Origin of the sequence: Propionivibrio sp. (assembly GCF_049316945.1) — a bacterium.
Lineage (GTDB): Bacteria > Pseudomonadota > Gammaproteobacteria > Burkholderiales > Rhodocyclaceae > Propionivibrio.
In genome coordinates this window covers 1-26,249 of record NZ_JBMOJE010000027.1, presented here as the reverse complement: position 1 = coordinate 26,249, position 26,249 = coordinate 1, and the positions used below count along the sequence as shown (strand labels likewise).

General features: G+C 56.3%; 24 protein-coding genes. 14 read left to right on the top strand and 10 right to left on the bottom strand.

Annotated elements, in window-relative coordinates:
* The first annotated feature begins 2 nt into the window (after window positions 1–2).
* The 4 genes from nuoL (at window position 3) to ACOYNV_RS08445 (ending at window position 5,717) form a co-directional block, all read left to right on the top strand.
* The gene (nuoL, locus tag ACOYNV_RS08460) at window positions 3–2,069 is read left to right on the top strand and encodes an NADH-quinone oxidoreductase subunit L (RefSeq protein ID WP_422899325.1); all 2,067 of its coding nucleotides are present in this window, start codon (window positions 3–5) and stop codon (window positions 2,067–2,069) included.
* Between the two features lie 23 nt (window positions 2,070–2,092).
* The gene (locus tag ACOYNV_RS08455; RefSeq protein WP_422899324.1) at window positions 2,093–3,577 is read left to right on the top strand and encodes an NADH-quinone oxidoreductase subunit M; all 1,485 of its coding nucleotides are present in this window, start codon (window positions 2,093–2,095) and stop codon (window positions 3,575–3,577) included.
* Between the two features lie 27 nt (window positions 3,578–3,604).
* Window positions 3,605–5,083 (top strand): NADH-quinone oxidoreductase subunit NuoN, encoded by a 1,479-nt coding sequence (gene nuoN, locus ACOYNV_RS08450; protein WP_422899346.1) that lies wholly within the window; start codon window positions 3,605–3,607, stop codon window positions 5,081–5,083.
* 61 nt (window positions 5,084–5,144) lie between these two features.
* Complete coding sequence (locus tag ACOYNV_RS08445) at window positions 5,145–5,717, top strand: NUDIX domain-containing protein (protein WP_422899323.1); 573 nt, start codon at window positions 5,145–5,147, stop codon at window positions 5,715–5,717.
* 232 nt (window positions 5,718–5,949) lie between these two features.
* Here the strand turns inward: ACOYNV_RS08445 and ACOYNV_RS08440 are convergent, their stop codons facing one another.
* The 3 genes from ACOYNV_RS08440 to fnr form a co-directional block, all read right to left on the bottom strand.
* Complete coding sequence (locus ACOYNV_RS08440; protein ID WP_422899322.1) at window positions 5,950–9,414, bottom strand: AAA family ATPase; 3,465 nt, start codon at window positions 9,412–9,414, stop codon at window positions 5,950–5,952.
* A gap of 4 nt (window positions 9,415–9,418) precedes the next feature.
* Window positions 9,419–10,675, bottom strand: coding sequence for a metallophosphoesterase family protein (locus ACOYNV_RS08435; protein ID WP_422899321.1), 1,257 nt, complete (start codon window positions 10,673–10,675; stop codon window positions 9,419–9,421).
* Window positions 10,676–10,850: 175 nt separating this feature from the next.
* Window positions 10,851–11,630 (bottom strand): fumarate/nitrate reduction transcriptional regulator Fnr, encoded by a 780-nt coding sequence (gene fnr, locus ACOYNV_RS08430; RefSeq protein WP_422899320.1) that lies wholly within the window; start codon window positions 11,628–11,630, stop codon window positions 10,851–10,853.
* 97 nt (window positions 11,631–11,727) lie between these two features.
* Here fnr and hemN point away from each other — a divergent pair, with 97 nt between their 5' ends.
* Window positions 11,728–13,125 carry an oxygen-independent coproporphyrinogen III oxidase gene (gene hemN, locus ACOYNV_RS08425; protein WP_422899319.1) on the top strand — a complete coding sequence of 466 codons (1,398 nt, stop codon included), beginning with the start codon at window positions 11,728–11,730 and terminating at the stop codon, window positions 13,123–13,125.
* 201 nt (window positions 13,126–13,326) lie between these two features.
* On the opposite strand, the gene ACOYNV_RS08420 is transcribed toward hemN, so the two are convergent.
* The 6 genes from ACOYNV_RS08420 to ACOYNV_RS08395 all read right to left on the bottom strand — a co-directional run bounded on the left by ACOYNV_RS08420 (window position 13,327) and on the right by ACOYNV_RS08395 (window position 15,692).
* Entirely contained in the window at window positions 13,327–13,611 is a 285-nt protein-coding gene (locus ACOYNV_RS08420) for a hypothetical protein (protein WP_422899318.1), read from the bottom strand.
* Window positions 13,583–13,873, bottom strand: a complete 291-nt coding sequence (locus ACOYNV_RS08415; protein WP_422899317.1) for a BrnT family toxin — start codon at window positions 13,871–13,873, stop codon at window positions 13,583–13,585. Before ACOYNV_RS08415 ends, ACOYNV_RS08420 begins: the two co-directional genes overlap by 29 nt.
* Window positions 13,874–14,228: 355 nt before the next feature.
* Window positions 14,229–14,453 carry an addiction module protein gene (locus ACOYNV_RS08410; RefSeq protein ID WP_422899316.1) on the bottom strand — a complete coding sequence of 75 codons (225 nt, stop codon included), beginning with the start codon at window positions 14,451–14,453 and terminating at the stop codon, window positions 14,229–14,231.
* Between the two features lie 111 nt (window positions 14,454–14,564).
* Window positions 14,565–14,771 carry a hypothetical protein gene (locus tag ACOYNV_RS08405; RefSeq protein WP_422899315.1) on the bottom strand — a complete coding sequence of 69 codons (207 nt, stop codon included), beginning with the start codon at window positions 14,769–14,771 and terminating at the stop codon, window positions 14,565–14,567.
* The gene (locus ACOYNV_RS08400; protein WP_422899314.1) at window positions 14,764–15,243 is read right to left on the bottom strand and encodes a type II toxin-antitoxin system VapC family toxin; all 480 of its coding nucleotides are present in this window, start codon (window positions 15,241–15,243) and stop codon (window positions 14,764–14,766) included. The genes ACOYNV_RS08405 and ACOYNV_RS08400 overlap by 8 nt, the downstream gene beginning before the upstream one ends.
* 212 nt (window positions 15,244–15,455) lie before the next feature.
* The gene (locus tag ACOYNV_RS08395; RefSeq protein WP_422899313.1) at window positions 15,456–15,692 is read right to left on the bottom strand and encodes a hypothetical protein; all 237 of its coding nucleotides are present in this window, start codon (window positions 15,690–15,692) and stop codon (window positions 15,456–15,458) included.
* A 616-nt stretch (window positions 15,693–16,308) separates the two neighbouring features.
* Here ACOYNV_RS08395 and ACOYNV_RS08390 point away from each other — a divergent pair.
* From ACOYNV_RS08390 to selD, 4 genes are read left to right on the top strand one after another with little or no spacing between them, the layout of a single operon-like run.
* Window positions 16,309–16,980 carry a sulfite exporter TauE/SafE family protein gene (locus ACOYNV_RS08390; protein ID WP_422899312.1) on the top strand — a complete coding sequence of 224 codons (672 nt, stop codon included), beginning with the start codon at window positions 16,309–16,311 and terminating at the stop codon, window positions 16,978–16,980.
* Window positions 16,981–16,988: 8 nt separating this feature from the next.
* Window positions 16,989–19,385 carry a heavy metal translocating P-type ATPase gene (locus tag ACOYNV_RS08385; RefSeq protein ID WP_422899311.1) on the top strand — a complete coding sequence of 799 codons (2,397 nt, stop codon included), beginning with the start codon at window positions 16,989–16,991 and terminating at the stop codon, window positions 19,383–19,385.
* Between the two features lie 19 nt (window positions 19,386–19,404).
* Window positions 19,405–19,611 carry a heavy-metal-associated domain-containing protein gene (locus ACOYNV_RS08380; RefSeq protein WP_422899310.1) on the top strand — a complete coding sequence of 69 codons (207 nt, stop codon included), beginning with the start codon at window positions 19,405–19,407 and terminating at the stop codon, window positions 19,609–19,611.
* Window positions 19,612–19,646: 35 nt separating this feature from the next.
* Window positions 19,647–20,765, top strand: a complete 1,119-nt coding sequence (gene selD / locus ACOYNV_RS08375; protein WP_422899309.1) for a selenide, water dikinase SelD — start codon at window positions 19,647–19,649, stop codon at window positions 20,763–20,765.
* Between the two features lie 159 nt (window positions 20,766–20,924).
* Here the strand turns inward: selD and ACOYNV_RS08370 are convergent, their stop codons facing one another.
* Window positions 20,925–21,821 (bottom strand): LysR substrate-binding domain-containing protein, encoded by an 897-nt coding sequence (locus tag ACOYNV_RS08370; RefSeq protein ID WP_422899308.1) that lies wholly within the window; start codon window positions 21,819–21,821, stop codon window positions 20,925–20,927.
* A 314-nt stretch (window positions 21,822–22,135) separates the two neighbouring features.
* On the opposite strand from ACOYNV_RS08370, the gene ACOYNV_RS08365 reads away from it, so the two are divergent.
* The 5 genes from ACOYNV_RS08365 to ACOYNV_RS08345 all read left to right on the top strand — a co-directional run.
* The gene (locus ACOYNV_RS08365) at window positions 22,136–23,143 is read left to right on the top strand and encodes a sulfate ABC transporter substrate-binding protein (RefSeq protein ID WP_422899307.1); all 1,008 of its coding nucleotides are present in this window, start codon (window positions 22,136–22,138) and stop codon (window positions 23,141–23,143) included.
* Window positions 23,144–23,324: 181 nt separating this feature from the next.
* On the top strand, window positions 23,325–24,185 hold the full coding sequence (cysT, locus tag ACOYNV_RS08360) for a sulfate ABC transporter permease subunit CysT (RefSeq protein ID WP_422899306.1): 861 nt from the start codon (window positions 23,325–23,327) through the stop codon (window positions 24,183–24,185).
* A 1-nt stretch (window position 24,186) separates the two neighbouring features.
* Window positions 24,187–25,086 carry a sulfate ABC transporter permease subunit CysW gene (gene cysW / locus ACOYNV_RS08355; RefSeq protein WP_422899305.1) on the top strand — a complete coding sequence of 300 codons (900 nt, stop codon included), beginning with the start codon at window positions 24,187–24,189 and terminating at the stop codon, window positions 25,084–25,086.
* 75 nt (window positions 25,087–25,161) lie between these two features.
* Window positions 25,162–25,968 carry a phenylacetate--CoA ligase family protein gene (locus tag ACOYNV_RS08350; protein ID WP_422899304.1) on the top strand — a complete coding sequence of 269 codons (807 nt, stop codon included), beginning with the start codon at window positions 25,162–25,164 and terminating at the stop codon, window positions 25,966–25,968.
* 58 nt (window positions 25,969–26,026) lie between these two features.
* Window positions 26,027–26,249, top strand: a 223-nt coding sequence (locus tag ACOYNV_RS08345) for a PLP-dependent transferase (protein ID WP_422899303.1), incomplete at its 3' end; no start/stop codon positions are given.

The window sequence follows — 26,249 nt, the reverse complement described above, 5'->3', positions numbered from 1 at the left end:
ACATGGAAATGCAAAATCTCTACTTGCTGGTTCCCTTGGCACCGCTCTTCGGGGCGGCTATTGCCGGGCTTTTCTGCCGCGTCATCCCGCGCTGGGTAGCGCATACCGCTGCCATTTCGGGCGTGGCGATTGCCTTCATCGCTTCGGTAATCATCTTCAAGGATGTGATGGCCGGCAACACCTTCAACGGGTCGGTATATCAATGGCTGGCCTCCGGTGACTACACTTTTGAAGTTGGCTTCCTGATCGACCAGCTTACGGTAACGATGATGCTGGTCGTTACCTTCGTTTCGCTGATGGTGCACATTTATACCATCGGCTACATGCAGGACGATCCAGGCTACAACCGCTTTTTCAGCTACATCGCCTTGTTCACCTTCTCGATGCTGATGCTGGTAATGAGCAACAATTTCATGCAGTTGTTCTTTGGCTGGGAGGCAGTGGGCCTGGTCTCCTACCTGCTGATCGGATTCTGGTACACCCGCCCGACCGCTATTCTTGCCAACATGAAGGCATTTCTGGTCAACCGTGTTGGTGACTTCGGTTTCATTCTCGGTATCGGTCTGGTTCTGGCCCACTTCGGATCGCTCGATTACAAGACGGTGTTCGAGAATGCTCCCGCGCTGGCCGATGCCACAATCACGCTGGTTTCCGGTTATGACTGGGGCACGGTTTCACTGATGAGTGCCACCTGCATCCTGCTGTTCATCGGTGCGATGGGCAAGTCGGCACAGGTTCCATTGCATGTCTGGTTGCCGGATTCGATGGAAGGTCCGACGCCAATCTCTGCACTGATCCACGCAGCGACCATGGTTACCGCCGGTATTTTCATGGTCGCGCGCATGTCGCCGCTGTTTGAACTCTCTGATACGGCGCTTTCTTTCGTCATAATTATCGGATCAATCACTGCATTGTTCATGGGCTTTCTCGGTGTTATCCAGAACGATATCAAGCGTGTGGTGGCCTATTCGACGCTTTCTCAACTCGGTTACATGACGGTTGCTTTGGGGGTTTCGGCCTATTCGGTGGCCATCTTCCACCTGATGACCCACGCTTTCTTCAAGGCGTTGCTGTTCCTCGGGGCCGGCTCGGTGATTATCGGCATGCATCATGACCAGGACATCCGCAACATGGGCGGCCTGCGCAAATACATGCCGATTACCTGGCTCACTTCGCTGATTGGCTCGCTGGCTCTGATTGGAACTCCCTTCTTTGCCGGTTTCTACTCGAAAGACTCGATCATTGAAGCGGTAGCCCTGTCACACATTACCGGGTCCGGCTTTGCTTACTTCTCGGTCATGGCCGGCGTATTCATTACCGCCTTCTATTCGTTCCGTATGTATTTTCTGGTGTTCCATGGTGAGGAGCGTTTTGGCAAGACGCATGAAGTTGCCCATGAGGTCCATGCCAAGCACGATGACCAGACCGTCCATGACGATCACCACACTGACGATACTCATGAAGAGCACCATGGGCTAGCGCCTGGCCAGAAGCCGCATGAGACACCCTGGGTTGTGACCCTGCCGCTGGTGTTGCTGGCGATCCCCTCGGTCATTATTGGCTACATGACTATCGAGCCGATGTTGTATGGCAATTACTTCAAGAACGCCATTTTCGTCAATGCTGAAGCGCATCCGGTTATGGAAGAATTGGCGCATCATTTCCATGGTGCCTTGGCCATGGCCCTCCACTCCGTCAATACGCCGGTATTCTGGCTGGCCTTTGCCGGTGTCGCCTTGTCGTGGATCTTCTATCTGAAGCTTCCAGCCATTCCGACAGCGATCAAGGCGGCTTGCGGACCTATCTACACCTTGCTCGAAAACAAGTACTACTTTGACAAGTTCAACGAGGTGGTTTTTGCCGGAGGCGCACGTCTGCTTGGCAGGGGGCTTTGGAAAGGCGGCGATGTCGCTGTGATCGATGGCCTTATCGTCGGAGGTTCTGTACGTCTGGTTGGCTTGATCTCGATGATGGCTCGCCTGTTCCAGTCGGGACACATTTACCACTACGCCTTCACGATGATCTTCGGTGTTTGCGCGTTACTTTCTTTCTGGCTCTTGCGCGCCTGAACTGGATAAAGACTAGGAACGATATGTCAGGTATGCCGCTTCTCTCACTCGCCATCTGGGTCCCGATTCTTTCCGGCTTCGTCGTGCTGGCTACCGGATCGGATCGTAATGCCCCGCTGGCTCGAATGCTCGCCTTGCTTGGCGCGGTTGCCGGGTTGCTGGTCACGATTCCGCTCTATACCGGTTTTGACATGACTACACCGGCGATGCAGTTCGTCGAGCTGTCGCCATGGATTCCACGCTTCAACATCAACTACAACTTGGGCGTTGACGGAATCTCGATGCTGTTCGTGATGCTCAACAGTTTCATCACGGTCATTGTTGTGCTCGCCGGATGGCAAGTCATAAACAACAAGATTGCCCAGTACAACGCCGCGTTCCTGATCATGTCAGGTCTGTTGAACGGCATCTTTGCCTCGCTCGACGGAATGTTGTTCTACGTGTTCTTCGAGGCTTCTCTGATACCGCTCTACCTGATCATCGGTGTCTGGGGTGGGCCAAATCGCGTTTATGCGGCATTCAAGTTTTTCCTCTTTACGCTGATGGGTTCGCTGCTTTTCCTGATTTCCTTGATCTATCTGTTTGTTCAGTCGGGCGGGAGTTTCTCGATTCTTGATTGGCATCAGATGCCGATCGGCTTGGTCCCACAGATCTGGATCTTCTTTGCCTTCCTGGTGGCCTTTGCCGTCAAGGTGCCGATGTGGCCGGTGCATACCTGGTTGCCGGATGCGCACGTAGAGGCACCGACCGGTGGTTCGATCGTGCTGGCTGCCATTGCGCTGAAGCTTGGTGCCTACGGCTTTCTGCGTTTTTCGCTGCCGATCGCACCCGATGCGTCGCATGAACTTTCCGGCCTGATTGTCGGCATGTCGCTGATCGCCATTGTCTACATCGGTCTGGTTGCACTGGTTCAGGAAGACATGAAAAAGTTGGTGGCCTACTCGTCGATTGCCCACATGGGCTTTGTGACACTCGGCTTCTTCATGTTCAGCGCGCTTGGTCTTGAAGGCGCCCTGGTGCAGATGATCTCGCACGGTTTTATTGCCGGCGCCATGTTCTATTGCATCGGGGTCATGTATGACCGTGTGCATTCGCGACAGATTGTCGATTATGGTGGCGTGGTCAATACCATGCCCAAGTTCGCTGCTTTCTTCATGCTGTTCGCCATGGCTAACGCCGGTCTGCCGGGGACTTCCGGCTTCGTTGGCGAGTTCATGGTCATTCTGGCAGCCGTCAAGTTCAACTTCTGGGTGGCGTTCGCCGCAGCCTCGACGATGATTGTTGGCGCCGCCTACACGCTGTGGATGTATAAGCGCGTGGTGTTTGGTGCAGTAGCCAATCACCATGTGGCGGAGCTCACCGATATCAATGCGCGTGAGTTCCTGATTCTGGCTCTGCTCGCCATTGGCGCGCTGGGCATGGGCATCTACCCGCAACCATTCACTGAAGTCATGCACAGCTCGGTCAACGAGTTGCTGCGTCACATCGCCGTAAGCAAGATCCTATAATTGGTATCCGCTATGACGCTTGCCGAAATGCAATTTGTACTGCCCGATCTGCGCCTTGCCAGCGCGGAGATATTCTTGCTGGCGATGGCCTGCGTGATCCTGATCGTTGATCTATTCGTCAAGGACAAGAAGCGCACGGTGACCTTCGTGCTGACTCAGTTGACGCTGGTCGGAGCGGCAATTGCCACGTTTTTCATGAGTACCGGTCAGATCCTCTATACCTTCAGCAATATGTACGTCTCCGACTTGATGGGAGACATGCTGAAGCTCCTGCTTTATCTTACCGTGATGGTTGTGCTGTTCTACTCGCGTAGTTACATCCAGGATCGTCCGCAGATGGCCAAGGGCGAGTATTACACCCTGACCTTGTTTGCCACGCTGGGCATGATGGTGATGATTTCAGCGAATCATTTCCTGACGGTTTATATCGGTATTGAACTGCTGTCGTTGTCGCTCTACGCCATGGTAGCGCTGAATCGCGATTCGATTCCCGCGACCGAGGCCGCGATGAAGTATTTTGTTCTCGGTGCGCTGGCTTCAGGTTTGTTGCTCTACGGCATGTCGATGATCTATGGCGCGACTGGCACTCTTGAGATCACGGCGGTCGCTGAGCGCCTGTTCAACGGTCAGGCCGACAAGACAATCCTCGGTTTCGGTGTCGTTTTCCTGGTTTCCGGTATTGCCTTCAAGCTGGGCGTCGTGCCTTTCCACATGTGGATTCCTGATGTCTATCATGGTGCCCCGACGTCGGTTACGCTGTTCATCGCCAGCGCGCCCAAGCTTGCTGCTTTTGCTATAGTCATCCGCATGCTGGTCAACGGGCTGATCGTTGTCTCGCAAGACTGGCAGACGATGCTGATCATTCTTTCAGTCCTATCCATGGCTGTTGGTAATTTTGCCGCCATCGCACAAACCAATCTCAAACGCATGCTTGCCTATTCAGCCATATCGCACATGGGCTTCATGCTGCTTGGCCTGGTGACCGGTGTCGTGGGTGGCGATGCACGCTTCGCACTCAATGCCTACAGCTCGTCGATGTTCTACGTCATCACCTACGTGCTGACCAGTGCCGGCACTTTCGGAATGATTCTGCTGCTTTCCCGATCCGGCTTCGAATCGGACGAAATCAGTGACTTCGCGGGTCTGAACAAGCGCAGTCCGTGGTTTGCCGCCATGATGATGATGATGATGTTCTCCATGGCCGGTGTGCCGTTCTTTGTCGGTTTCTTTGCCAAGTTCTCGGTCTTGCAGGCCGTCGTGGTCGCCGGGCATCTGTGGCTGGCCATCGCCGCCGTGTTTTTCTCGCTGGTCGGTGCCTATTACTACCTGCGCGTGGTCAAGGTCATGTATTTCGATCCGCCGGCAAACATGGCGCGCATCCAGATGCCGATCGACGTGAAGGTTCTCTTGTCGGCCAATGGTTTGGCGGTAGCGCTGATCGGCATTTTCCCTAACACCTTGATGTGGCTGTGCGCGGTTTCATTGTCGCGTTCGATCTCGTTCTAAACGGTAGTAATTTGATGCATTGGACGCCCCGCTGGTCGGGGCGTTTGCATTGGGGGCCAGGATGAAAAACAAACAAACGCACGACCATGCACACCTGCAAGAGACTCAGATCGATAGCACGCAGGTGTATCGCGGAAAGTTGCTTGACGTCCGCTTTGACCGTATTCAGTTACCTGATGGGCACGAAAGTACGCGGGAGTATGTTCTGCACCAGGGTGCGGTGGTCATCATTCCTCTGCTTGATAGTGGCGAATTGATTTTCGAAAGACAGTTTCGTTATCCGCTAGGCAAGGCTTTTCTTGAGTTGCCGGCCGGGAAGATCGAACCAGGTGAAGACATCCTCAATACCGCTACCAGGGAATTGCTTGAGGAGACGGGGCACAGTGCAAGCGAGTGGCGCTATCTGGGGGTGATGCATCCTTGCATCGGCTATTCCAACGAGCGTATCGAGATCTACCTCGCACGAGGACTGCAACTCGAATCAGGCCAGCAACTTGATCATGGTGAGTTTCTTGATGTGTTGAACCTGAGCCTGGATGATGCTTTGCATGCGATTCGTAGTGGCGAAATCACTGACGGCAAGACCATCACCGCCCTGTTCTGGGCAGAAAAGGTATTGTCTTCCGGCTGGTAATCCCGAGTTGTTATCACCCTGGAAAAAGCAGTTCGTCCACGAAAAACACCAAAAGCACGAAAAAAATCAAGGAGATAATAAGCTGAAGATCGCCACCCAAAGGGTGAATAGAGAAAATACATCAAGCTGTTGTTTTTGTTCGTGTCTTTCGTGATTTTCGTGGATAGACTGAAATTGTTAGGATTACAGATCCTGATTGTGGCAAGAATCATGGCAAGTGAGAGCGGCCACCTTACCGACTGTGCAATTCAACGATGTTTGCCGCTTCGCCAAAGACGGCCCTCACCGTCGGCACCAGATGTTCGTGGTGCGTCAGAAAAATCACTTGAGTCGTTTCTGACAGTTTAGCCAAGGCTTCGATCCCGGCTCGGGCGCGGTCGTCGTCGTAGTTGATGAACAGGTCGTCGGCGATGAAGGGCAGCGCGTGCGCTTGGCCAATGTGCATCTCAAGGGCAGCCAGGCGTAATGCCAAATACAGCTGGTCGCGCGTACCGTCGCTCATGCCGGCGATGCCGACTGTCTTGCCGCCCGGGCGCATGCCATCGAGGGTTGGCGGATCACATTCGAAATCGACGACCAGTTTGATGAAGGAGCCGCGAGTGAGCCCGGAGAATATCTCACTCGCCCGCGCCAGCATTGGACCCTGTCTGGTTTCGCGGTAGCGGTCGATAGCCCAGCGTAACAACCGGCCTGCGGTATGCACCTTGATGTAGCGCTCGACGGCGTCGGCCATCCTGGCCAGTGCGTCCTGGCGGGCCGATTCGGCGCGAGCGGCGTCGTCCTTGCCAGCAATCTTGCCGAGTGCTGCCTTGGCCGTCGCCAGGTTGGCTGCGAGTTCGGCCTGATGATTGCGGGCGGATTCGAGTTCTCTGGTAATTTCGCCAAGCTGCACGGCGATCTGCGGGATGTCGGCGCTCTCGATTTCAGTGTTCAGTTGAGTCAGGCTGAGTCCATCACCGCCGGCTTCGGCCGCACGCCGCGCCGCCTCGGCAGCTGTTGTCAGCGATCGGTGTGAATCGGAGCGCACAATCGCTTCGTGCAGTTCCCCGCGCGTCGTGGAGCCAGATGTGCTCAGCAGCGCAGCAATACTGGCTTCGGCCGCGTCGATGCGCTCCTGCCCTTCGGCCACCTGTTTCTCGAAGCGGCGGCAGTCATTGGTCAGGCGCTCGGCTTCCTTCTTGTCATCGCGCGCCTTTGCCAGTCGGTTCGACAGTTCCAGCGCGACATCGGCTGCGCCTCGGCCATGAAGTTCAAGGGCCATGACCTGGACGAGAGCCAGCGCCTCTCGCTCGAAATCTTCGAGATCCTGGCGCATCGTTTCTATGCGCGTTTTGCGGATTTCGCGGATAGTCTTCAGCTTGTCATCGATCACTTCGAACAGCGTCAGCGCCCCTTCGGTGGCGCCGACCTCGGCGTCGGCCGCAAGGCCGGCTTTGGTGAGCAGTGCGGTCCATGACGCTTGCCATGTGTTTCGTGCCAACTGAGCATTTGAAGATTTCTCGCTGAGGCCGGCCAGCGCTGCTTCGGCATGGTCGCGTTGCCGGTGCAGTTCTTCCCGGCGAGCCTCGGTCGTCGTCGCGCCATCAATGAGTGTGCGGGCGGTTTTGATCAGCACATCCAGTCCGGCGCCTTCGGCCGGGGGGCGACCGGCAATGATCAGGGCACCATGCAGCCTGCTTCTCGCGGCCTCAATTGTGGCATTGAGATGCGCGGACTCGGCGAGTGTCTGTTCGGCTGTTTCAATGGCGGTGATTACCTCGGCGTGAGCCAGGCGCCATTCTTCATAGGCCAGTAGCGGCATATCCGGGAATCCGAGAGCAACTGCCTGGGCGGCCCAGTCACGCTCAACAGCGGCGATTTCATCGTCAATGGTCGAAAGTTGCTTGCCGGTAGTGTCGAGTTGCAGGCGCTGGCGTGCCAGCGTGTCGATTCTGGCTTGCAGATCGGCGGCTTCCTGGGCCATGTCGTGGCGCTTGTCGGACAAGCCATCGGCGTTGCGAACATGGTTTTCGTAATCCGCAGAGCAGTTGACAATCGTTGTTGCACCGCTCTTGATCGCCGTCCATACGCCATCGCGTACATTCCGGGCAGCCGCTAGATCATCCTGTGTAACTGCCTGGCGGGAGTGCCGGAACTGTTCGATTTCCAGTTCCAGCGCGGCGATTTCGGTCGTGAGCTCTGCCTTCCTTGCGACCAGAGCACGGCGATCCAGAACCAGCCGGTCAAAATCATTACGCTGTTGCCGGACAGATTCTGCCGCTGGCAACACCAACGTTCGCAGAGCAGATAGATCGAGTCGCCACTGGCCCAGCCTCCTCTCGGCCGAGCGCAGTTGGCGCTGCGCCTTGGTCGTGCGGGTGGCTTCGCGTTCGCGATTCGCTTCGAAATCGCCCAAGCCTTGCGCCGCATCGAGCGCGGCATGCAATTCGGGCGCGGCGTTGAACCGGGTCAGCCCGTCAAGTTGCATCGTGATCCCGGCAATCTCGTGTTTCTTCGCATGCTCGACTTCAGTTGCGGCGGCCAGCGTCTGTTCAATGACTCCATGGCGCTTGATCAGGGCAGCGATGGCGCTGCGTGCTGGCAGGGGCGGCAGACGGGTTTCGATCGTTGCGTCATCGGTAACGGGCCAGCCCAGTTGTCTTGCCGCATCGGCAAGCCCTTTTTGGTGCCCCTCGATTTCGATTTGACGCCGGCCGATGTCGCGCTCGTGAAAACGGGTCTGCTGTGCGCGTTGCGCTAAAGAGATGATCGCCTCGGCATGGTGCAACGCGGCTTCATCGACTGCGAGCTGCCCGAGTGCCACCCGCGCTTCATCGGCAAGCTCGCGGGCAAGCCTCTGTTGCGAGGCTGCAGAGGCAATCCCTGTTTCTGCCGTAGCGAGGGACTGTGCGGCGTCCTGGGGGAGAATCGGCACTTCGCCAAGTGCCGCCAGTTCCTGCGAACTCTCGGCGAACGCATGCACTGAAAGTGCCACGCGACGGATACGTTCAAGGCGGGTTCGTTCGGTTTCCAGGGTATGAAATGCCTGTTTCAGATCGGCCAATTCACGCTCGATGGCCTCGACGCTGCCCCGGGCTTCGGCCCAGTCTTTGGTTTTGACCACCGCCAGCTTAAGCGCGCTATCGGCGGCGGCCAGTTCAGCGGCTGCGGCGTAATAGGCACGTTCGCCGGACTTCCGGCGAGCCCACAGCTTGTCGGCCTCGTTCTCCAGAGCGTCACGCACCGCGCCGAGGCTGCCGATTCCGGCGGCCGACTGAAAGAGTATTCGGCCGACGTCGTTTGACGCTTTGAGTATCTCGTTGCCGCCCGATACCAGCCGGTCGTGGTCGAGGCCGAACATGTGGTCGAAAAAATTGCGGTCGGCATTGCCGAGAAAGCTCGCCAGCGCGGTGTCGGCAAGGACCGCCCCCTGGGCATCGAGCAAGGAGCGGGCCTTCTTTACACGCTGGAAATCGAGCACGTCGCCGGCGTGGGAGATTGCCGCGCCGAGCCGCAGCTCGGCTTTCGGATGCAGAAAGTCATAAGTTGAACGTACTTCGATGCCGAACAGCAGATCGAGAATGGCGTCGCGGATGGTGGACTTGCCAGCCTCGTTAGCGCCGACCAGGAGATGGAAATCACGCTTGGCCACCGGCAAATCGATGCTTGCATCGGTGAATTTTCCGTAGCGGGGCAGGTCAAGTCGATCGATGCGCATGATGTCAGCCGGCCTTGATCAGATAGGCGATAAGGCCTGGCACGACGGACTCGATGATTGCTCCGACCTCGCCGTTGCGGATCGCCTTGAGTTGTGGCAGCGCGTCGCTCAGTTCGTGCGGAGTGATGTCGGCCAGGTAGCGCAGTTCCTCAGTCAGTGCGGCCAGCAGTGCCGGGTCGGCAGGTGCGAGGTCAAGCAGCGATTGAAGATCGGCGATTGCGTCGGCACGAGCGCGGACGGCGGCGGCGTCGAATACCGGGGTGGTTTCCACGCGAACCTTTTCAATCCAGGCGCGGTCGCCGGCCAGCGACGCAGCAAGGGACAATATCTCGGCGCGCAACTGTGCCTCGTTTCCGAACAGATCGCCATGCGCCGTGCTTCGCCCATTGAGAACCACGCGGACTGCCATCGGACGACCATCTTGAGCCGTTTCGAGCAGCGTCGAGAACTTGCGGCTCACACATCTCACGGCCGTGGCGAGATCGTCCGCCGCGCTCACGTCGACCTCGAGGCGATGCCAGCGCAGGACATCGGTGCAGATGCGTTCAACCGAGACGATGCGGTCTTCGTCTGCCGTGACCAGAATTGCGCCCCGTGCACCGGTTTCGCGGATGTGCCGACCCTGCAGATTGCCGGGGAAGACGATCCATGGCTCGGTGTGCAGCACGGCGTGCTCGTGGACGTGACCGAGTGCCCAATAGTCGTAACCCTTGGCCAGTAACTCGGCCAGCGAGCAGGGCGCGTAACTGGCATGCGCGGCGTAACCTTCGAGGGCGGTGTGCAGAACGCCGATATTGAGCCAGCCATCTACTCGCGGCGGATAGTCGGCAGCCAGGTTATCGGTGGTCGCCGCATGCTTGAAACTCTGGCCATGCAGCGCGACCTTGAGATGATCGAGGCGAAGGGTATGTGCCCGATTCGAAGCGAAGGCGGTGACGTTCGCTGGCAGCGACAGTTTCCTGGTCATCTCGCTTTCGGCATCGTGGTTTCCGTAGATGAGGAAGACGGGGATGCTGGCCGCATGCAGTCGGCCCATCTCTCGCGAAAAGAAGACGCCGGTGTTGTAATCCTTCCAGTTGCCGTCATAGAGATCGCCGGCAATGATCACGAAATCGACGGCCTCGTCGATGGCTTCGCCCACCAGATTCGAGAAGGCATCGCGCGTTGCTGTCCGCAACAGGTCGGTCGGCGCATCCTGGTAGGCCGAGAGCCCCGATAACGGGCTGTCGAGATGGATATCGGCAGCATGGATGAACTTCATCGGGCTTCCTTGTTGAGGGCAATAGCAAGCTTGTTGACGCGTATCCACCGGATCAAGGCACACACCGCACTTGACCATCCGATCACAGACCGCCAAATTATTATAGAATTATTCAATCAGATGGGATGAGTCGACAGAACAAGCGCTTCAGGTTTTTTTCAATAATATTCGGCGCTCACAAAAAGCCCCTTCGGCATGATTTCCTGACGTTATGTGGTTGCTGATGCACCATCAGCTTCTTCAGCCCTGGAATGTCAAGAATCCTGATGTGCTTGTGTTGCACCTCGATCAGTCCGCTTTCCTGGAAATGCGAAAAAGCACGACTGACGGTTTCCAGTTTGAGGCCGAGGTAACTACCAATTTCCACGCGGGTCATGCGCAGGTTGAATTCGGCAGGTGAGTAGCCGCGAGCCGTGAAGCGTTGGGAAAGATTGAGCAGGAATGCGGCCAGCCTTTCTTCAGCACGCATGGTTCCGAGCAGAAGCATGACGCCGTGATCGCGGATGATTTCCCGGCTCATTACCTTGTGAAAATGCTTTTGAAGGGTGTGAATTTCCCTTGAAAGATCTTCAAGGTGGGAGAAAGGAATGGTGCACACCTCGCTGTCTACAAGGGCGACTGCATTACAGCTATGTGTCTCGGTGCTGATGCCATCAAGACCAAGCAGTTCGCCTGTCATGTGCAGTCCGGTGACCTGCTCACGGCCGGCCTCATCGAGTACGCAGGTCTTGAAGAACCCGCTACGCACCGCATAGATTGAGTCGAACGATTGATCCGTATGATATAAATGGTCGCCGCGCATGATACGTTTGCGCGTTGATACCAAGTCATCAAACTTGGCCAGTTCCTCTTTTTTCAGCCCGAGAGGCAGGCACAACTCCCTCAAGTTGCAGTTGGAGCAAGCTGTCTTGATCAACTCGAGGTGAACCCGGTCACTTGCACTGATTGGGGGCATGTGAATCCTTTAGTCGACTTTAGTACCTTTGATCCACGTCAACACGCAGGATTCGAACAAACCGGATAATCTGCATGTCTTGAAATGCATAAATAACATGACCTCTTCTACTGATAACTTTGTTTTTGATCCGGAAATCATCCGTCGCTTCGATATCAACGGCCCACGTTACACGTCTTATCCAACGGCAGATCGATTCGTTGAAGCCTTCGACTCTGATGCCTGCAAGCTCTGGCTGGGTAAGCGCAATATTGGTGCCGTCCGTCGACAGCTTTCATTGTACTTCCACATTCCGTTTTGCAACACCATCTGCTACTACTGCGCCTGCAATAAGATCATTACCAAGGATCACGGGCGCTCGGCTAAATACCTGAAATATCTGGCCAAGGAACTGGCTCTGCAGAGCAGTTATCTTGAGGGTGATGATAACGAAGTAGCGCAACTGCACTGGGGTGGTGGGACACCGACCTTCCTCTCGCACGACGAGATGCGCCAGTTGATGGCGGCCACACGCAAGCACTTCCGGTTGGTCGAGGGCGGCGAATACTCGATCGAAGTCGATCCGCGCAAGGTGGATCGCGCCACCGTCGAACTGCTCGGCGAACTTGGTTTCAACCGTATGAGCGTTGGTATTCAGGACTTTGACGAGAGCGTTCAGCGGGCGGTTAACCGCGTCCAGAGCGAGGAAGAGACCTTTGCCGTGATTGATGCCGCACGCGCCAATGGTTTCAAGTCGATCAGCGTCGATCTGATCTACGGCCTGCCCAAACAGACGGTAATTGGATTCAACCGCACGCTGGATCGGGTGATTGCCGCCAGCCCGGATCGTCTGTCAATTTACAACTACGCGCATCTGCCGAGCCTCTTCAAGCCGCAGCGGCGGATTCTTGAATCCGACATGCCGACGGCTGACAGCCGCCTGCAGATTCTCTCGCTGGCTATTCGCAAGCTCACCGACGCAGGTTACGTTTTTATTGGCATGGATCACTTCGCCAAGCCCGACGACGAGTTGGCCATTGCTCAGCGGCAAGGTCGTCTGCACCGCAATTTCCAAGGGTATTCCACACACTCGGATTGCGACATGCTGTCCTTCGGCATCTCGTCAATCAGCAAAGTGGGGCCGACCTACAGCCAGAACGTCAAGACGCTTGATGAATATTATGATCGCCTCGATAGCGGCATCCTGCCCGTCTATCGTGGCATCGAGCTGGACGCCGACGATATCCTGCGGCGTTCGATCATTCAGTCGCTGATGTGCCACTTCGAGTTATCGCTGGAGTCAATTGAAATTTCTCACCTGATTGATTTCAATGAGTATTTTGCGACCGAGCTAGAGAGTCTTCACGAGATGGTGCAGGCCGGTCTGCTGCGCATCGAGGACAAGTGGATCACGGTTTTGCCACCGGGCCGCATGCTGGTGCGCGCCATCTCGATGGTCTTCGACAAGTACCTGCGCGCCGACCAGCAGCGCACTCGCTATTCGAAGGTTATTTAGAGCGAGGCAATAAACGGGGCAAGGAACACGTTGAATCTGGCGTGCCACTTCTTGTCAGGGTTTACCCGTCAGCGCCGACTTAAGCGCCAATAGCAGATTCGGGCTCATCTTGCAGTTGCCTTTGATCAACTAAAGGGGGCAGCTTTGGTTTGTTTTTCTTGTGGAAATTAATGTGATGCTGACTCCTTTAGCCCGTTCAAGCTAACCGGCCGCCCGCTTGCGGGCGGTCTGCGTTGAGCGAGAAGTTAGAGGTGGTAGATCGTAGCTTTCCACGTAAGCATCAATAAGGCGGCGGATCATGCGCTGATACTGAGTGTGATGTTTCGCGGCCTCGGACTTGAAGAACTCAACGCTCTTCTTGCTCAACGCAAGCGTTACCTTTATGCCCTCTTCACGGAAAGCCAACTGTTCAGGAGGGGGGAGGAAGTCGCGGACAACCTTTACGTCGCCAAGTGGCTCATCTGTGTATTTGATTTTCGCGCTCATAAATTGCCTTGCCTTTCCGCCAGTAACCAGCGCCAAAGATACGTATGACACCGCCACGATAGGTAAAACGAACGGTGAGAATACCGCCCTCGACCTCGCCGAAACAGAAATGACGAGTTTCGTCTTCACTGTGCGCGAGATCTTCAGCGATTACACGGTGCGGGTCGGCGAATGCAAATTGCGCCAAAGAAAAAGCCACGCCGTGCTTTTCTTGGTTTTCAGCATCCTTGTTTTCGTCCCACTCGAACCGGACTTTATTCATGAACTTACATTAGCACAGTGGTGCGGTAAAAGCCATATAAACGTATGGCCTGTAATATGGCAAATTCTAACGAGTTCATAGCAGATTCGGGCTCATCTACCAGTTGCCTTTGATCAACTAAAGGGTTCAGCTTTGGTTTGTTTTTCTTGTGGAAAATAATGTGATGCTGACCCCTTTAGCTGCGCTGCTGATTGCCGGCTTCGATAACGCTCTTGTTGGGGCGAACTGTCAGGTAGCTTATGACGGATGTTTCGATGTAAACCTTACGTTTCATGAATTCAACCTTGGCTTAGGAAACCGTGGTTTGTCCCCTATTTCCCAATATCCCACTCTGACTCAGGGTGAAGCGAATACCTTATTGAAAATCCGCTCTCAATCGGGCCAGAGCTTCGGTGCCAGGAAGTAACGACACAACACCACTTTCGATTTCGGCGTGGCGCCTCTCAACCTCTATCGCCCATTCGTTTTCGACGTCAGGCTCAGAATCGAGGCTTGCGATAAGTTTTTCAACAAGGCGAGCACGCAGGTCGGTTGGCAAGCCAAGAGCTTTGGCTTCAAGTTCTTCAACGGTCGTAGGCATAACTTCCTCCGGATGCGGCGAATAGTAAGTAATAGGTTGCCATAAGGGATGGGGCTGAATCAACAACCCTGAGTGTTCGGGCTCTAGATTTGGGGTGCCCAACGTTTGAATTCAGCGGTGCGCGAAGCGAGTCCGCTGCAATGCCAGGTCAGTCTCAGGTGGCGGACTGTCTGGAGCGGGAATGATCGTCCACCCCTCGGCTGCATGCTTGATCTGGCGGGCCTGAAGGTCGGCAAAAATACGGTCGAGATCGAAGCCAAAACTGGCGGCGTGCTGCTCGCGAATTGCACGTACTTCGTGAATGATGCTGTCAGTCATTTTCATCTCCCAAGAACTCGTCAGGTGTGCAAATGAAAGGCAGGAACAAGCCCTGCCGCTGAAAATGTTCTGCGATACGGGCCTGAATTTCCGGGTTGGCAATATGCCGACAGTTCCACGTCAGCAGGTAATCAACGAAATGAACTGTGGCAATCGAAATATGCAAGGCATCCTCACTTGCACTTGCCGGGACGATTCCAGCGACAACCAGACCCTTTGCCAGTTCAAGACTGCGGGTCGTCATGTCGAGCAGCGGTATCGCCAACAGTGCGTCAAGCCGTTTTCTCGCCGCAGAGGCATCTCCAGCGCCGCATTCAGCGACAACAAGTTCCGACGCCACCAGATCGAATTCGTTTCGCCGATCCCAGAAAAGGTAAGTGCTCTGCTGATGGCCAGCTTCGATAACGCTCTTGCTGGGGCGAGCTGTCAGGTAGCTGATGACGGATGTTTCAATGTAAACCCTACGTTTCATGATTTCAACCTTGGCTTAGAAAACCGTGGGTTCCCCTATTTCCCGCTCTTTGTAGGGTGTGAAACGCGAAGCGTTGCGCACCTTCAGGCGGGTCAAGTACGTCGATGCACGAGGGGATTCCGCGTGCGCAAAGAAAAGAATTTGCGCACCCTACCGGGCTGTTTCCCGATTTTGCATGGCAAACAAAAAAACAAGAAATCGTGGTCTGTCCCCTATTTGATGTCGAGCAGCGGTATCGCCAACAGTGCGTCAAGCCGTTTTCTCGCCGCAGAGGCATCTCCAGCGCCGCATTCAGCGACAACAAGTTCCGACGCCACCAGATCGAATTCGTTTCGCCGATCCCAGAAAAGGTAAGTGCTCTGCTGATGGCCAGCTTCGATAACGCTCTTGCTGGGGCGAGCTGTCAGGTAGCTGATGACGGATGTTTCAATGTAAACCCTACGTTTCATGATTTCAACCTTGGCTTAGAAAACCGTGGTCTGTCCCCTATTTACCCTATTTACCGTGTCCCCTATTTTCTGAGCGTGTTTTTGACAATAGACGCAGGAAAGTTGTTTCAAATTTTTCTGCCCGAGCGCATTAAGTGCGGCTTCAAGCTTCTCTTCATCGTACTCATCCGAAGGCGCTAGCGCTGAAGCGAAGGCATGGGCGACGGTAGTCTTCCTCTTTGAGAAGATCGAGTATGGAGCCAGATGCGAACGAATACTTTTGGGAGTCATCTGAATGCCCAACATAAAATATGGTGCGTATTTGAGGCAAATCATTCCGTCTTCGATTCGGTCGTATTCCGATTTGCTGCGTCGCTGTCAGCCCCCAGGTTTCTATAGAGTGAAACCGGCAAGAATCAAGGTTCCCGAAATTCATAAGACGAGTGCCACTGTATTGCTTGTCCTGAACACTGTCCACCGGAATACCGCATCCTGCCTGCCTCTCAACCATGTGTCTAGCCAAGACGCCCTGTTTACGGGCGTCTCCAGCCTGCCTTGTTTTGGTTTTGTTGAGTGTCCTCAGGCGAAAGCGGCAAGTAGGTTAAACTCTCTCCTTCCTGTTTTCCCATGCTCCCCAATGCCTGAATCCAGCTATCTCGCCCTGTTCCTGATCGGTCTGCTCGGTGGAACGCATTGCATCGGAATGTGCGGCGGTATCGTCGGCGCGCTTTCAATGGGAGCCGATTCGCGTCCGTCGCTACATCTGGCTTATAACGCCGGGCGCGTCATCAGTTATGCGCTGGCCGGTGCCATTGCCGGCGCACTGGGTGGCGCGAGTCTGGTGCTCTCCGATCAGTTGCCGGTGCGCGTCATTCTCTTCGTGCTGGCTAATCTGATGCTGGTGGCGCTGGGTTTGTATCTCATTGGCGTTACCCGGGCTTTGGCTTTCACCGAAAGCCTGGGGCAGAAACTGTGGCGGCACCTGCAACCGCTGAGCCGCCGCTTTCTGCCGGCGCGCAGTGTGGCGCAGGCTTTTCCCCTCGGTTTGTTGTGGGGCTGGTTGCCCTGCGGGCTGGTTTATAGTGCATTGGTAACGGCTATGACCAGTGGCTCCGCCGTGCAGGGTGCCGGGATGATGCTGGCCTTTGGTGCCGGTACGCTGCCCAACCTGCTGCTCGCCGGCCTGCTGGCTGTCCGCCTCAAGGCCTATGCGGCCAATCGGGTGCTGCGGACGGTGGCTGGACTGCTGGTTATTTCCTTCGGTCTTTGGGGCTTGTATGAAGCAATACGGCTGATTGTTCAGGTCTAATACAAACCATGTCGGAACCCTCTGAAACCACTCGCCGTCTTGATCTTCCGCTCAGCGGCATGACCTGCGCCGCTTGTGCCGCGCGGATCGAGAAAGTGCTGAATCGTTTGCCCGGTGTCGAAGCCAGCGTCAATCTGGCCACCGAGCGGGCACGGGTTGAACTTAACTCACTGGAAACGACGCCGCAGCAGATTGTCGCCAGCATCGAGAAAGCCGGTTTCAGCGTTCCGCAACAGACCCTGGAACTGGGCATCGAAGGCATGACCTGCGCGGCCTGTTCGGCGCGTATCGAGAAGGTGCTGAACCGTTTGCCGGGGGTCGACGCGGTGGTCAATCTGGCCGCCGAACGGGCGCGTATCCGTTACCTGCCGGGCGTGGCCGATCCGGCCGCGCTGATGGCGGCGATCAGTAAAGCCGGATTTACGGCCCGGCTGGCCGACGACAGTTCGCGTGCCGAGGAGAAGGCGAGAAAGCTCGCTATTTATCAAGCCGAACTGCGCCGCTTCTGGATTTCCGCCGTGCTGACGCTGCCGTTGCTGGCGCAGATGGTGACCATGTTTTCCGGCGGCGATGCTCACCATCATCAGGATCTGCTGCCACGCTGGCTTCAATTCATACTGGCTACGCCGGTGCAGTTCTGGATTGGCTGGCGTTTCTACGATGGCGGCTGGAAAGCGCTGCGTGGTGGCGGCGCCAACATGGACGTGCTGGTCGCGCTTGGCACCAGCGCCGCCTATTTTTTCAGCCTGATCGTTACGTTCGGCGGGCTTGACGGCCTGCCGGTGTATTTCGAGGCCTCGGCGGCAGTCATCACTCTGGTTTTGCTCGGCAAGCTGCTCGAAGCGCGAGCCAAGGCCAAAACCACGGCAGCCATCGAGGCGCTTGTTCGCCTGCAACCGAAAACCGCTCGTGTCGAGCGGGACGGACAACTGATCGAGCTCGATGCCGCCTTGCTGGTTCCCGGCGACATTTTCATCGTGCGTCCCGGCGAAAGTCTGCCGGTCGATGGCGAAGTGCTGGACGGTTCTTCCAGCGTCAATGAGGCGATGCTTACCGGCGAGAGCATGCCGGTGGCCAAGCATGCCGGAGACCGCGTGTTTGCGGCTACGGCCAACAGCGAGGGAATGCTGCGCTGTCGTGCCACTGGTGTTGGTGAACACACCTTGCTCGCTGGCATCATCCGCATGGTCGCCGAGGCACAGGGTTCGAAAGCACCGGTTCAACGTTTGGCCGATCGCATCTCGGCGATCTTTGTTCCGGTCGTTTGCGTGATTGCCTTGTTCACCTTTACCGGATGGTGGTTTTTTGGTGGCATGTTCTCCGATGCGCTGGTCAATGCCGTCGCCGTGCTGGTCATTGCCTGCCCTTGCGCGCTCGGGTTGGCGACACCGACGGCGATCATGGTCGGAACCGGGCAGGGCGCCCGGGCCGGGATTCTGGTCAAGAACGCCGAGGCGCTTGAACGAGCCGAAAAAATCCGTGTGCTGGTTGTCGACAAGACCGGCACGCTGACGCGCGGCGAACCGGTCGTCACCGATCTCTTGCCGCTGGCGCTCGATTCCGACTCGGCCCTGAGTTTAGCGGCGGCACTGGAACAAGGCTCCGAGCATCCTCTGGCGCGCGCCATCCTGCAACGCGCGCAAGCCACCGTAACGACGTTGCCGAAGCTGAGCGAATTCCAGGCGATTCCCGGTAAAGGCGTTGCAGGCCGTGTTGACGGACGATTCCTGCGCCTCGGTGCGCCCGACTGGTTTGCCGACATCGAGCTACCGACCGCACAGATCAGCGCGCTGCAAAGTTCGGGCAAGACCGTGGTAGTGCTCGCTGAAAACGATGTGGCGCTGGCTTTGCTGGCCATTGCCGATCCGCTGCGCGAAACTTCCCGCGCCGCCGTGGCGCGGCTGAAGGCCATGGGTATCCGCGTGGTGATGCTGACCGGCGACAACCAGGCAACCGCAGCGGCGATTGCGGCTGAAGCCGGGATCGACGATTTTCGTGCCGGCATTCTGCCCGGCGACAAAGCTGCTGCGCTCGCTGCACTCAAGGTCGGTGGTCAAATCGTGGCGATGGTCGGTGACGGCATCAACGATGCACCGGCGCTGGCGGCTGCCGACGTCAGTTTCGCCATGGGTGCCGGTTCCGATGCCGCCATCGAGGTGGCCGACGTTACTTTGGTGCGCAGCGATCTGCAGGCGGTCGCCGATGCCATCCTGCTGTCAAAGGCGACGCTCGGAAAAATCCGGCAGAACCTGTTCTTTGCCTTCATTTACAATGTGTTGGGAATCCCGTTGGCGGCGCTGGGAATGCTCAATCCGGTGCTTGCCGGTGCGGCCATGGCCATGAGCTCAGTATCCGTGGTTTCCAATTCCCTGCTGCTCAAGCGCTGGCGCGCGAGCAAAACCTGACTGATTCTGGAGTCTTGAAATGGAAAATATTGTTGTCGGTATTGGCGGCATGAGCTGCCAGGGTTGCGTGAAAAATATCACCGGTATCTTGCAGGCCTTGCCGGGTGTCGAACGAGTGGAGGTTTCTCTCGAAGCAGGGCAAGCTACTATTGCCTATGATCCGGATAAAGTCACTGTGCCGCAGTTCAAGGGTGCAATCGAGGACGCCGGTTTTGATGTGCTCTGATATGTTTTACCTCTTTTTCCAACAAGCCAGAAATCATGCCTAAAAAAACTAGCACCACGCCTCCCGTAACGCCGGTTGAACCGATCAAACTTACCTCGCTTTCGCACGGTGGCGGTTGCGGCTGCAAGATAGCCCCAGGTGTGCTGGAGAAAATACTCGCCAAGTCCGTTCCGGGGTTCGTGCCACCGCAACTGCTGGTGGGCATCGAAACGAGCGACGATGCGGCGGTTTATCAGATCAATGAAAATCAGGCGATTGTCGCGACGACCGATTTTTTCATGCCGATTGTCGATGATCCCTTCGACTTTGGCCGCATCGCTGCAACCAACGCCATCTCCGATATCTACGCCATGGGTGGCACGCCGCTGTTTGCCCTGGCGATTGTCGGCATGCCGGTGAATACGCTGCCGCTGGATACCATCCGGCTGATTCTTGAAGGCGGCGAGTCGGTCTGTGCCAAAGCCGGCATCCCGATTGCCGGCGGCCACACCATTGATTCGGTGGAGCCGATCTACGGCCTGGTGGCCATAGGTCTGGTGCACCCTGGAAATATCCGGCGCAATACCGGTGCGCAAGCGGGCGACAAGCTGATTCTCGGCAAGGGTCTGGGGGTCGGGTTGTATAGCGCCGCCTTCAAGAAGGGCCTGCTGGCGTCGCACGATTACGACGCGATGATTGCTTCGACAACGCAACTCAATACGCCGGGGTCGACCTTTGGATGTCTCGCCGGCGTGCATGCCATGACCGATGTAACCGGTTTCGGTCTGCTCGGTCATCTGGTTGAGATCTGCAAGGCTTCCAGCGTGACGGCCGTGCTTGACTATGCCGCACTGCCCATCCTGCCCAACGCCCTTGATTACGCCGCACGTGGTTGCGTTACCGGAGCTTCTGCCCGCAACTGGACTGGTTATGGCGAATTTGTTGAGCTTGATCCCAAACGTTTCGGCGACATCGAACGCGCCTTGCTCACCGATCCGCAAACCAGCGGTGGCCTGCTCATTGCCTGTGCCCCGGAAGTCGTCACCGAGGTGCTCTCGGTCTTCCTGCAGCAGGGCTTCGAACACGCCACCGTGATCGGTGAAATCGTTGAAGGCAAAGCGAAGGTCAAATTCGCCAAGCCGCCGAAGAACAAATCTAAATTCTCACTATTTTAGATCTGCTGGAAATGGTCCTCTGCAAGCCACTATTCATGGGCATCCCGGAAGTAAAGGCTCTGTGATTGAGTGGCCATGCGCCTTCCGAAGGTATGGCTTGTGGAAGCAAGTAAGCATGCGGCTTCCAGGGCAGGCCAAAGATCAATGGACGGTATTCAACTAGGCGACTTGTCGAATGACTTCCGCCAGTGCCTTCAAGTCTGCCAGCCGTGATGTGGATCGCCTTGCCACGAGGGCGATCGTGCGTTTCGGACTGGGCTTGGTCATTGAGCGCGCGATCAGTCTGGGGCTTTGCGTCAAGCCTTTATTTATCGCCATTTCCGGAACCAGCCCAATGCCGAATCCGGACTCGATCATCATTACCAGGGTCAAGAGACTGGTGGCCTCCACCCCCTCGGCAGAGCGGCGAGTCGGCGACCCGCAGGCATACAGCGAATGTTCGCGCAAGCAATGTCCTTCTTCGAGGAGCAACAGTCGGTCGGCTAACGACGGGGTGACATTGACCGTTTCCGCCTTGACGTCCGGATCGCCTTTCAGTCCGACAACCCACAGGTTGTCGTCGAACAGTGGCTCGGTCAGGAAGTTATCCGTGTCGTAGGGCAAGGCGATCAGCGCAAAATCGAGCTGACCGTCATCCAGTCGCGAAAGCAGATTGGCCGTCAGATCCTCGCGCAGAACCAGACGCAGCGCCGGGTAGTGCTCCTGAAGATGGTGCAGTAATCCGGGCAGCAGGAAAGGCGCAATGGTCGGGATGACGCCGAGGCGAAGCAGTCCGGTCATCGGCGCTGCCGCCCCGGCGACGATTTCCACCAGATCCTGCGTTGCCGCCAGTATCGTTCGTGCCCGTTTAGTGATTTCCAGTCCGAGCGGTGTCATCAGCACCTTCTGCCTGTCCCGCTCCACCAAGCGCGCGCCCAGCACCTCCTCCAACTCCTTCAAGCCGGCGCTCAAACTCGATTGAGTGACAAAACAGGATTCTGCCGCACGCGTGAAATTGAGTTGTTCGGAAAGGGCAACAAGGTAATGAAGCTGTTTGAGTGATGGCAAGGCAGTCATGGTTATGAGTCCTGAATATCGATAGAGTCGATTATAAATCCGGAAAATATTCGTTAGCCAATAACCAAGGCCCTGTCGAAAGTAAAGGCGTCACAAACGACACCTGGAGGCTACCAAGTCCAGGACGAAACCCTGGCAGCCTGAAGGGACGGTCACATAACCAAACGTCGTCATTCATGCACCGTGAATTCACGCCATGCAGTAGGCAAACATCAAGCCTTGTAAGCTATAAGCTAATAACGAAAAATTCGTTTTCAATCAACATCGCATTTCATAGACTATCAATCTCCTGAACCAAAACCATTGGAGTCACAATGAAACACAAGTCCTTGATTGCCGTCCTGCTTGCTTCGGCGTTATTTTCCGGGGTCGCGGCGGCGGCTGATATATCCTTGCTCAATGTTTCCTATGACCCGACTCGCGAGTTGTACCAGGACTTCAATGCAGCGTTTGCCAAACACTGGAAAAGCAAGACCGGTGACACCGTTACGGTGAACGCTTCACACGGTGGTTCCGGCAAGCAGGCGCGCGCTGTGATTGACGGTTTGGAAGCTGACGTGGTGACACTTGCACTGGCCTATGATATCGATGCCATTGCTGACAAAGGAGCGCTCGCTGCGGACTGGCAAAAGAAGTTGCCACAGAACGCTTCACCCTACACCTCGACCATCGTCCTGCTGGTGCGCAAGGGTAATCCGAAGGGCATCAAGGACTGGAATGATCTGGCCAAACCTGGCGTCGAGGTGATCACGCCCAATCCGAAGACTTCCGGTGGCGCACGCTGGAATTATCTGGCGGCTTGGGGATACAACCTCAAGCAACCCGGTGCCACTGAAGCCACGGCCAAGGAATTCGTCAGCAAGATTTTCCACAACGTAAAAGTTCTTGATTCCGGCGCACGGGGTTCGACCACGACCTTCGTAGAACGCGGCATCGGTGATGTGCTGATTTCCTGGGAAAATGAAGCCTATCTGGCTGTCAAGGAACTGGGCCCGGACAAGTTCGAAATCATTACGCCGTCGTTGTCGATTCTCGCCGAACCTCCGGTAGCCGTAATCGATAAAGTGGTGGACAAGCGTGGCACGCGCAAGGTGGCGCAGGCCTACCTGGAATATCTCTATACCCCCGAAGGCCAGGAGTTAGCTGCCAAGCATTACTACCGTCCGCGTGACGCCAAAGTGGCTGCCAAGTATGCCAAACAGTTCGCCAAGGTCAATCTGATTACCATCGACGGCGCCTTCGGTGGTTGGCGCAATGCCCAGAAGGTGCACTTCTCTGATGGCGGCGTGTTTGACCAGATTTACCAGCCGGCTACCAAGTAAGGATTTGTTGTACCTGCGTTGAAATAACCTGCGCAATAAGGGTGGGCGAGGCTAATGCCTCGCCCACTTTACTTTTCTATATTCCGAATATGAATTAGCTAGTGAAAATACAGTAGTTAGTTTTATAAGCGCCATCATATAAACTGGCCTTTTGAGAGTTGGGTTGCAATAAGGGAGACTTATGTTTGCTGCTTTGTTTTTTGGCAAGAAACCTTCTGGGCGAAACAACGTCCTGCCAGGCTTTTCGCTATCGATGGGCTATACGTTGTTCTATCTGGGGCTGATCATCCTGATCCCGCTTTCCGCCATTTTCTTCAAGACCACGACGCTGGGCTGGGAAACTTTCTGGTCGGTGGTTACCAATCCCCGGGTCGTAGCCTCGTACAAGCTGAGTTTCGGCCTGTCACTGGTCGCCGCCAGCATCAATGTGTTTTTTGGTCTGATCTTCGCCTGGGTTCTTGTTCGTTACCGTTTCCCTGGCAAAGGGCTGGTCGACTCCCTGATTGATCTACCCTTCGCCTTGCCGACGGCGGTCGCCGGCATTGCCCTGGCAACGCTGTACTCTGAAAACGGGCTGGTTGGCAGTCTGCTTTCACCGCTTGGCATCAAGATCGCCTATACGCCGAACGGCATCCTGCTGGCCTTGGTGTTCATCGGTTTGCCGTTTGTCGTGCGCACCGTCCAGCCGGTGCTGGCCGATCTGGAAGTGGAGGTCGAAGAAGCCGCTGCCGCACTCGGGGCTTCGCGTTGGCAAACTTTTCGGCGGGTCATCTTTCCCCATGTTCTGCCAGCGCTGATGACCGGCTTTGCCATGGCCTTTGCTCGTGCGGTCGGTGAGTATGGCTCGGTGATTTTCATTGCCGGTAACGTGCCGATGGTTTCGGAGATCACGCCGTTGCTCATCATTACCAAACTGGAACAATATGACTATGCAGGTGCGACGGCGATCGCGACAGTCATGTTGCTCTTTTCCTTCATCATCCTCTGGGTAATCAATACCCTGCAGGGCTGGATGCAAGGTCGTCATTCTGGAGGTGCCTGAGATGGCTGGCAGTGTCGCATTACAACCGGGTAGTGGAAATGCAGGCCGCTGGGAGAGCGCCAGTCTGAGCGAACCGCCGTGGGTGAAGTGGGTGCTGATCAGCATTGCGCTGACGTTCTTTGGCATCTTCCTGCTCTTGCCGCTGGGCAGCGTCTTTTTCGAGGGCTTCAAGAAGGGCTGGCATGCCTATCTGGCGGCCCTGGTCCATCCGGATGCCGTCTCGGCGATCAAGCTGACTTTGCTGGTGGCCGGGATCGCCGTGCCGCTGAACCTGGTGTTCGGGGTGGCTGCTTCGTGGGCGATCGCCAAGTTTGATTTTCGCGGCAAGCAGTTTCTGATATCCCTGATCGACTTGCCTTTTTCGGTGTCGCCGGTCATTTCCGGCTTGATTTACGTCCTGCTCTTCGGCTCGCAGGGCTGGATCGGTCCCTGGCTGTACGAGCATGACATCAAGATTCTGTTCGCCGTTCCCGGTCTTGTTCTGGCGACCATCTTCGTTACGTTTCCCTTCGTCGCTCGCGAACTGATTCCCCTGATGCAGGCCCAGGGTTCGGATGAGGAGGAGGCGGCCATTGTCCTCGGCGCCACCGGCTGGCAGACCTTCCGCTACACCACTCTGCCCAACATCAAGTGGGGCCTGCTTTACGGTGTGATCCTGTGCAACGCCCGCGCGATGGGTGAATTCGGTGCGGTGTCGGTGGTTTCCGGGCATATCCGTGGCAAGACCAACACCATGCCGCTGCACGTTGAAATTCTTTACAACGAATACAACTATGCCGCTGCGTTTGCCGTGGCCTCGGTACTCGCTTTACTGGCCATTGTGACCCTGGTGCTCAAGTCGCTGGTGGAACGTCAGGTAAAGCAGCAGGTAATGGAAATCAAAGAACTGCAGGTGGAATGATCATGATCCCCAGTCGGACTTGACTTGTCCGACCGGTGGTTGGCAGATAAGTAATAGCGCATACCCTCCGATCGCTTGCTGAAGATCATTAGCCAGTTCCAGGCTACAGCCATCTGGAAGACGCCTTCCTACGCGTGCTACCTCGGCGAGATGGCGGTCAAGGAAGGCATCGACATCAGGAAGGAACTGAGCATCAAGCGTATTTTCGTCGCTGGCGAGCCCGGCGGCTCGATTCCCGAAACCCGCCAGCGCATCGAAGCGCTGTGGGGCGCCTCGATCTATGACTACTACGGTTTGTCCGATATCTTCGGTTCCTGCGCCGGCATGTGCGAAGAAAAGAACGGCCTGCACTGGGCCGAGGACCACATCCTGGTCGAAGTCATCGACCCGGAAAGCGGCGAACCTATCCCCGAAGGCGGGCGCGGCGAACTGGTGTTGACCACCCTGAAGAAATCCGCACGGCCGATGATCCGCTTCCGCACCGGCGATATCGTTTCCTTCACCTCCGACCCCTGCGCCTGCGGCCGAACCTCGATCCGCATACTCGGCGTGCATGGCCGCCTCGACGATATGCTGATCATCAAGGGCGTCAATGTCTTCCCCAGCGACATCGAAGCCATCGCCCGCAAGGATCACGACTTTACCGGCGAATACAAGCTGATCGTCGAGCGCGAAAACCACCTTGACCGATTGACCGTTGAAGTCGAACGCTCGGCCAGTTTCACTGGCAACGACGCCGAACTTTCCGCGCGCTTCGCCCGCCAGTTGCAGTCGGTTACCGGCGTATCGGCGAAAGTGGTTATCCTCCCTGCCGATACGCTGCCTCGGGCGACGCACAAGGCGAAGCGGGTAGAGGATCGAAGAACAGGCGTCTGGAGTTGATCCGTATCCATCCCGCTCGCCACGACACCACAAGAAAAAGCCGCATCCGGAGAATCAAGTGACTTACAAATTCGACACCCTCACGCTGCACGCCGGGCAGGTTCCGGATAGCCAGTTTGGCGCTCGCGCCCAGCCCATCTACCTGACTTCTTCGTTCGTCTTCAAGGATGCCGATCAGGCCGCTTCGCTGTTCAATATGGAGCGGGGAGGGCACGTTTATTCGCGCATTTCCAACCCCACGACGGCCGTGCTGGAGGAACGCATCGCCGCCCTCGAAGGCG

What these genes read in the sequence shown, in the direction of transcription:
- nuoL (WP_422899325.1), top strand. Translation starts at nt 3, where the DNA reads ATGGAAATGCAAAATCTCTACTTGCTGGTTCCCTTGGCACCGCTCTTC.
- ACOYNV_RS08455 (WP_422899324.1), top strand. Translation starts at nt 2,093, where the DNA reads ATGTCAGGTATGCCGCTTCTCTCACTCGCCATCTGGGTCCCGATTCTT.
- nuoN (WP_422899346.1), top strand. Translation starts at nt 3,605, where the DNA reads ATGCAATTTGTACTGCCCGATCTGCGCCTTGCCAGCGCGGAGATATTC.
- ACOYNV_RS08445 (WP_422899323.1), top strand. Translation starts at nt 5,145, where the DNA reads ATGAAAAACAAACAAACGCACGACCATGCACACCTGCAAGAGACTCAG.
- ACOYNV_RS08440 (WP_422899322.1), bottom strand. Translation starts at nt 9,414, where the DNA reads ATGCGCATCGATCGACTTGACCTGCCCCGCTACGGAAAATTCACCGAT.
- ACOYNV_RS08435 (WP_422899321.1), bottom strand. Translation starts at nt 10,675, where the DNA reads ATGAAGTTCATCCATGCTGCCGATATCCATCTCGACAGCCCGTTATCG.
- fnr (WP_422899320.1), bottom strand. Translation starts at nt 11,630, where the DNA reads ATGCCCCCAATCAGTGCAAGTGACCGGGTTCACCTCGAGTTGATCAAG.
- hemN (WP_422899319.1), top strand. Translation starts at nt 11,728, where the DNA reads ATGACCTCTTCTACTGATAACTTTGTTTTTGATCCGGAAATCATCCGT.
- ACOYNV_RS08420 (WP_422899318.1), bottom strand. Translation starts at nt 13,611, where the DNA reads ATGAGCGCGAAAATCAAATACACAGATGAGCCACTTGGCGACGTAAAG.
- ACOYNV_RS08415 (WP_422899317.1), bottom strand. Translation starts at nt 13,873, where the DNA reads ATGAATAAAGTCCGGTTCGAGTGGGACGAAAACAAGGATGCTGAAAAC.
- ACOYNV_RS08410 (WP_422899316.1), bottom strand. Translation starts at nt 14,453, where the DNA reads ATGCCTACGACCGTTGAAGAACTTGAAGCCAAAGCTCTTGGCTTGCCA.
- ACOYNV_RS08405 (WP_422899315.1), bottom strand. Translation starts at nt 14,771, where the DNA reads ATGACTGACAGCATCATTCACGAAGTACGTGCAATTCGCGAGCAGCAC.
- ACOYNV_RS08400 (WP_422899314.1), bottom strand. Translation starts at nt 15,243, where the DNA reads ATGAAACGTAGGGTTTACATTGAAACATCCGTCATCAGCTACCTGACA.
- ACOYNV_RS08395 (WP_422899313.1), bottom strand. Translation starts at nt 15,692, where the DNA reads ATGAAACGTAGGGTTTACATTGAAACATCCGTCATCAGCTACCTGACA.
- ACOYNV_RS08390 (WP_422899312.1), top strand. Translation starts at nt 16,309, where the DNA reads ATGCCTGAATCCAGCTATCTCGCCCTGTTCCTGATCGGTCTGCTCGGT.
- ACOYNV_RS08385 (WP_422899311.1), top strand. Translation starts at nt 16,989, where the DNA reads ATGTCGGAACCCTCTGAAACCACTCGCCGTCTTGATCTTCCGCTCAGC.
- ACOYNV_RS08380 (WP_422899310.1), top strand. Translation starts at nt 19,405, where the DNA reads ATGGAAAATATTGTTGTCGGTATTGGCGGCATGAGCTGCCAGGGTTGC.
- selD (WP_422899309.1), top strand. Translation starts at nt 19,647, where the DNA reads ATGCCTAAAAAAACTAGCACCACGCCTCCCGTAACGCCGGTTGAACCG.
- ACOYNV_RS08370 (WP_422899308.1), bottom strand. Translation starts at nt 21,821, where the DNA reads ATGACTGCCTTGCCATCACTCAAACAGCTTCATTACCTTGTTGCCCTT.
- ACOYNV_RS08365 (WP_422899307.1), top strand. Translation starts at nt 22,136, where the DNA reads ATGAAACACAAGTCCTTGATTGCCGTCCTGCTTGCTTCGGCGTTATTT.
- cysT (WP_422899306.1), top strand. Translation starts at nt 23,325, where the DNA reads ATGTTTGCTGCTTTGTTTTTTGGCAAGAAACCTTCTGGGCGAAACAAC.
- cysW (WP_422899305.1), top strand. Translation starts at nt 24,187, where the DNA reads ATGGCTGGCAGTGTCGCATTACAACCGGGTAGTGGAAATGCAGGCCGC.